Here is a 5,452-nt window from a genome sequence, read left to right on the forward strand (position 1 = left end):
TTCAAACTGACAATATCGAAGAGACTTTCACGCAGGAGCGATCGCCAAAGCATCTGAATTTGCGCAAGGGGGCAGTGCGAACCACCTTTAGTTTCTAGACACAGAGGGATAGCTTGGTAGCCCCGTACTAAAGTACGGGGAGGAAAAGCTACCTAGCAACTTTAGTTGCTCTGTGCTAATCTATACTTAATCGCCATCCTTGGTGAAAAACCCAATCGGCGACAGTTGTTACAAGTAAGCAGAACTTTGGGGCTTTGCCTCAAGGAACTGTGTAGGGGCGGTTTGCTCACGCCTTTACGAGTTCGTTTGTGGACTGCGTAAGAATCCCCCGACTTTAGTCGGTGGGAGTGTCAAAAGTCAACCTTGAGCGCCGTACTATGGGGCATGGATGGCCCTGTGTTGATACCGCCTCTGATTAAAAGTATCTCATTGTACGATTTTCACCACCGATCTGAAAGGACCCATATAGACAGAGCTTGGAGAATTGTTCAAGGGTCTTCAAATTAGTTGGTTGCGCCATAAGGGGATATGACTATCCTGACTTGAAACCCGCCGCGATCGCCACTGAGGTCATTGATTAAGCCAGCAGGATTGCTTAGCTTGCGTTGTGGATCATAAATAAAGCAAATGAGTGTGTGAAATCTGTGACTAGTGTTTCGATAGACTTCAAAATCGATGGCTAAATCTTTTACAATTTCTTTTTGAGATTTTGTACGTGTCTGTTTGACTTCAATAGCGCATCTGTGATCAACCAATAAAAAATCAATACGGTACTCATGAGAATAAGTCTGCGGAACTGGGTACTCACGCCTGATGTCAGGTTTGCCCAATTGATGATTTCGAAGTTCCTGCCTGAGAAGTTCTTCTAGAGCATTTTGTACATCTTTTTCTCTAAAGTTTTGGATGTTTAATTGATAACCGGCTAAATCATGAAATTGTTGGCATATTTCTATAATTTTGCTAATGCTGTCTTCACAAGGGTCTGGGAAGAGTTTTTGTCTAATAGCTTGTTGAGTTTGTTGTATTGTTTGCAGATGATTTGAAATATCCTGCCTAAATTCACTGATTTCATTTTTCAAGCTATCTTGAAGCTGAGCATTTGCGGCTGGAAGTAAGTTGCCTCTAATCTGCTCCTGTAGCTGATTGAGTGATGTCCGTAGCTCTTGCTGACTCTCTTCAATGTGGGGTCGTAATTGCTTCAGCAGATTCACATCCCGCACAGTGGCTTGTTGCTGCCGTTGTATGGAGACCCATGCTGCCCCAACCGTAACCGACAAACCACCAGCAATAACTCTAGGATGACCATAGCCAATGCCAATGGTGGCGATCGTCAAACCACTTAAAACAAGGCTATCCGGCCACTTAGATCGAATATGCGACCATAACTGACGAGCAGGGGGCTGTGCAGAGCGTTCTGTTTTTCTCTGAAGCATATTATTTACAGCAGAGTTTGTGGATGACTATAGCAGATCGTTGGCAACCGACAACAACTAGGAATATATTGAATATATTATTTTGTTAATTTTTCATTTAAAATTTGATGTGACATTTTCTGTACTGAATAGTGTCGCACGGAGGGTAGGCTGGAAAGCACGCTTTGCTGGCGCAAGCCGCTACCATACTAAAGTCCCACACTCAGGTCTCGGCAACGATAGAGCCATGCTCCATGTTCGATTTCTGTCTTGGCTGACGGTTACGGTAGGGTTGGTCATTCTTCCCATCCGCGCCAACAAAGCAGCAACCCAGAACCTGCAAGCCATGGTGGTAGCGCCCCATCCAGCGGCGGCAACCGTGGGGGCTGAGGTGCTCAGGGCAGGGGGAAATGCCGTGGATGCTGCGGTAGCTACGGCGTTGATGATCTCGGTGGTGGAGCCGTTTTCCGCAGGGATTGGTGGCGGTGGCTTTGCCCTTGTCTATGATGCCTCGTCCCAGGACATTACAGCCTTAGATTTTCGTGAGCGGGCGCCCTTAAGCGCAACCCCTGCGATGTATTTAGACAGTGCCGGAAATCTAATTCCACGAGCCAGCTTAGATGGGGTGCTAGCTGCTGGGACGCCAGGAACGATTGCTGGTTTGGCTGCTCTGCATCATCGCTATGGTAAGCTCCCTTGGCGGCAGCTTGTTGCACCTGCGATCCATGCGGCAGAAGAGGGATTTAGCGTCACAGAACGCTATCGGCGAGCAGCGACCCTCCGTCTTGCGGTTCTCCAAGCAGATGCCACTGCCCGACAGATTTTTCTTGATCAGGGGCAAGTGCCAACCCTCGGCACTGTTATCCGCCAGCCGGATTTGGCCAAGACGTTAGGGGCGATCGCCACCAATCCCAATAACTTCTACAACGGTTGGATTGCCACAGCCATTGCTGATTTCATGGGGCAATCAGGGGGAAAAATGAGCCGCGCTGATTTGGCCAGTTATCAACCCATCTGGCGATCGCCAATCTGCGGTCGTTATCGCGGCCTCCAGGTCTGTTCGATGCCGCCCCCTTCCTCCGGTGGCGTGGCCCTCATCCAAATGCTGAACCTCCTTCAGGCATTGCCACCGGCAACCACACCCACCGATCGCGGCCATCAGCTAGCCAGTGTGATGCAAATTGCCTATGCCGATCGCGCCCACTATTTAGGAGATAGTGATTTTGTGGCGGTACCTATTGCCCTCCTCACTAGCCCTGCCTATGCCCAACAGCGTGCCCGCGAGATTTTACCCCAACAGGCTCGTCCTCAGAGCAGGGTTCGTGCGGTTGATCCGAGCCAATTGCATCGCCCCGAGTCAGGTAATACTAGCCACCTGACTGTGGTGGATACCGCTCGCAATGCTGTGAGCCTTACCTTTACCATTAATGGTGCCTTTGGTGCTGGCGTAGTTGTCCCCCAGACGGGCATTCTCCTTAACAATGAAATGGACGACTTCGCGATCGCCCCTAATCAGCCCAATCTCTTTGGTGTGGTTGGGGTACAGGTCAACAATCAACCCCTTGCTAACGGCATTAGCGGTGGCAAGCGTCCCCTCTCCAGCATGACCCCAACCATTGTTACCCGCGATGGCCAACTGGTTATGGCCATGGGTTCCACAGGGGGCAGCCGCATTATCACTGCGGTGCTGCAACTCTTGCTCAATATCATTGACCACGGACAGGACGCGCCCACGGCTCTGGCTAGTCCTCGCCTGCACCAGCAGTGGGAGCCAGATGTTTTGTTTGTTGAACCTGGGGTATCCCCAGAATGGCTAGCCACATGGCAGCAGTGGGGCTATACCGTGGTACAACCGCAGCCCTGGGGCAATGCCAACCTCATCCGCGTGCTAGATAATGGAACCTTAGAAGGAGCTGCGGATCCTCGCGGTGCGGGGATTGCAGCTGGATTTTGACTGAAACTTGAGGCAATCAATGGCAGAGGTGACCATGGCAGCCCTGGTAGCTGCAGTGCGATCAGGCAACTGGCTCATTAGCTTTCCCACCGATACGGTGCCGGCGTTGGCTAGCCGCTGCGATCGCGGTGAACTGATCTATGCGGCCAAGGGGCGGCAACCAGATAAGCCCTTGATTCTCATGGGAGCGAACCCCGAACAGCTTTGGCGCTTTGTGAAAGGCACTGCTGCTGAATTTAAGCAGTGGCAGGCGATCGCTGAGCGCTACTGGCCGGGAGCCGTAACACTGGTGCTGCCCGCCGCTGAGTTGCCCGTGGGGTTAAATCCGCAAAACACAGGCACAATTGGCCTGCGGGTACCGGCTTGGCCAAGGGCACAGACTCTACTTGAGCAAACAGGGCCTCTTGCCACCACCAGTATTAATCGATCGGGAGAGCCACCCCTCACCGACCTGAAGGCTATCGCTGAAACCTTTCCCCAAGTGCTAACGCTCCAAGGATGGGAGTTGCCCCCCACCCCACCTCAGCCCTCCACCGTGGTGCAATGGCAAGAGGGTGAATGGCAGGTGCTGCGTCAAGGGCAAATCGTGTTTACCCCTTAGTACTGCGAGTCCACCTCCCCAGATGCAACCCGCTCAAGAAGGTCATGGAGAATTTTTTCCTCTTCCTCTGAAATTTGGCCATCGGCAAGCACCGCATCAATAATTTGGCCGTGCTCTTCTAGGGTAAGGATTTTGTCCTCAAGGGCTTTTTCGACGAGGGCTTTAATCTGGGCTGAGTCCATGGGAGTGCTCCATGCCGTTTTGCTACATATCATACTGCTTCCATCGCGTTCACCGAAAACCTCCGAGAAGCCCCGCACCTTCAGGTCGGGGAGGGACAGGAGCGGCAATTGAGAGGGGTTCAATACCCCCGAAATTGCCAGGTTTAGTACGCTTGTTTTTCATAGTCACGGGTGAGAATATAAAAGGATGAAACAAACTCTGACACTAGTTTGCAAACTTGCAACCACACCCGAACAAAATGCCAAGATTGAGGCAGTGCTTCAGGCGTTTGCTGCTGCTTGCAACTATGCCAATGAGCAAGTCAAACCCAAAACAACCAGCAAAACAACGATTCAGTCGTTGGTCTATAACGACCTGCGAGAACAGTTTGGGTTGAGTGCTAATCAGGCAGTCAGGGTTTGTGCCAGGGTTGGGGCGAATCGAAAAACAGCCAAAGTGAAGGGCAAACCTGTCAAAGCGTTTCGTCCAACTTCGGCAGACTACGATGCCCGAATCTTCTCTTTTCGGGAGAAGGATTGGACAGTCAGCCTGACCCTGCTGGGATGTAGAGAACACATCAAACTGGAAATAGGACACTACCAGCGCGGCCAGCTGAAGGGGTTTAAACCCACTTCGGCTCAACTGTGCAAGCACAGAGATGGAAGATACTACATCCACATTCAACTGAGCGACGAAGCTCCTGAACCCATTCAGTCGGACAAGGGGATTGGCATTGATTTCGGTCGGCGTGAAATCGCTAAAACTAGTACCGATAAAGGTTGGGATGCTAAGCAGTTGAATCAAGTCCGAGATCATTTCGCCAAAGTGAGAGCATCGCTCCAGCAAAAAGCCTCGAAGGGCACACGGTCGAGTCGGCGTAGATGCCGACAAGTCCTGCAACGGCTGTCGGGGAGGGAGAGACGCTTTCAGCGATGGCTCAATCATTCCATCAGTGCATCCATCATTCGTGAAGCAAAACAACTCCATGCCATTGTTGCTTGCATATTGGGCTGAGAACTGAAAAAAAGTTCAAGTGTGGGCATTGCGGATGGATTGGTGATGCAGACCTAAATGGAGCAATCAATATTGCGCTTTTGGGGCAGTCCGTAACGCTGCCTGGAGGCTCCTGGCTGGCTTGCGAGATAGAATCAACCAGCAACCGAGAAACACGACCGAGCGGAGACGGTCTAACAGTTGGGCGTTCTATCAGTTGCGACAATTCTTGGAATACAAGGTTATAAAGGAGGGAGTTGAGGGGGTGGCGGTCCCCCCTGCCTTTGCCAGTAAAACCTGCCATTGTTGCTTGCATATTGGGCTGAGAAC

The 5,452-nt window shown here is 51.4% G+C and carries 5 protein-coding genes and 2 pseudogenes; 5 read left to right on the top strand and 2 right to left on the bottom strand.

Features of this window, described 5'->3' with window-relative positions; all coding sequences use genetic code 11:
• Window positions 1-503: 503 nt before the first annotated feature.
• Entirely contained in the window at window positions 504-1,334 is an 831-nt protein-coding gene (locus tag L5470_RS13225) for a PD-(D/E)XK nuclease domain-containing protein (protein WP_499500246.1), read from the bottom strand.
• A 325-nt stretch (window positions 1,335-1,659) separates the two neighbouring features.
• On the opposite strand from L5470_RS13225, the gene ggt reads away from it, so the two are divergent.
• Both ggt and L5470_RS13235 read left to right on the top strand, forming a co-directional pair.
• Window positions 1,660-3,366 (top strand): gamma-glutamyltransferase, encoded by a 1,707-nt coding sequence (ggt, locus tag L5470_RS13230; RefSeq protein WP_499500247.1) that lies wholly within the window; start codon window positions 1,660-1,662, stop codon window positions 3,364-3,366.
• 34 nt (window positions 3,367-3,400) lie between these two features.
• Window positions 3,401-3,967 (top strand): L-threonylcarbamoyladenylate synthase, encoded by a 567-nt coding sequence (locus L5470_RS13235; RefSeq protein ID WP_499500248.1) that lies wholly within the window; start codon window positions 3,401-3,403, stop codon window positions 3,965-3,967.
• On the opposite strand, the gene L5470_RS13240 is transcribed toward L5470_RS13235, so the two are convergent.
• Window positions 3,964-4,149, bottom strand: coding sequence for a hypothetical protein (locus L5470_RS13240; RefSeq protein ID WP_099798517.1), 186 nt, complete (start codon window positions 4,147-4,149; stop codon window positions 3,964-3,966). The two genes, L5470_RS13235 and L5470_RS13240, sit on opposite strands and share 4 nt — an antisense overlap.
• Before the next feature lie 187 nt (window positions 4,150-4,336).
• Here L5470_RS13240 and L5470_RS13245 point away from each other — a divergent pair, with 187 nt between their 5' ends.
• The 3 genes and pseudogenes from L5470_RS13245 to L5470_RS13255 all read left to right on the top strand — a co-directional run.
• Window positions 4,337-5,143, top strand: coding sequence for a nuclease/transposase family protein (locus L5470_RS13245; protein ID WP_499500249.1), 807 nt, complete (start codon window positions 4,337-4,339; stop codon window positions 5,141-5,143).
• Window positions 5,128-5,175 (top strand): annotated as a pseudogene (locus L5470_RS13250) (hypothetical protein); the annotation flags it as partial. The gene L5470_RS13245 and the pseudogene L5470_RS13250, both read left to right, overlap by 16 nt.
• Before the next feature lie 80 nt (window positions 5,176-5,255).
• Window positions 5,256-5,452, top strand: a pseudogene (locus L5470_RS13255) (zinc ribbon domain-containing protein); the annotation flags it as partial.

This window comes from Synechococcus sp. PCC 6717, assembly GCF_022698185.1.
Classification (GTDB): Bacteria; Cyanobacteriota; Cyanobacteriia; order Thermosynechococcales; family Thermosynechococcaceae; genus Thermosynechococcus; species Thermosynechococcus lividus.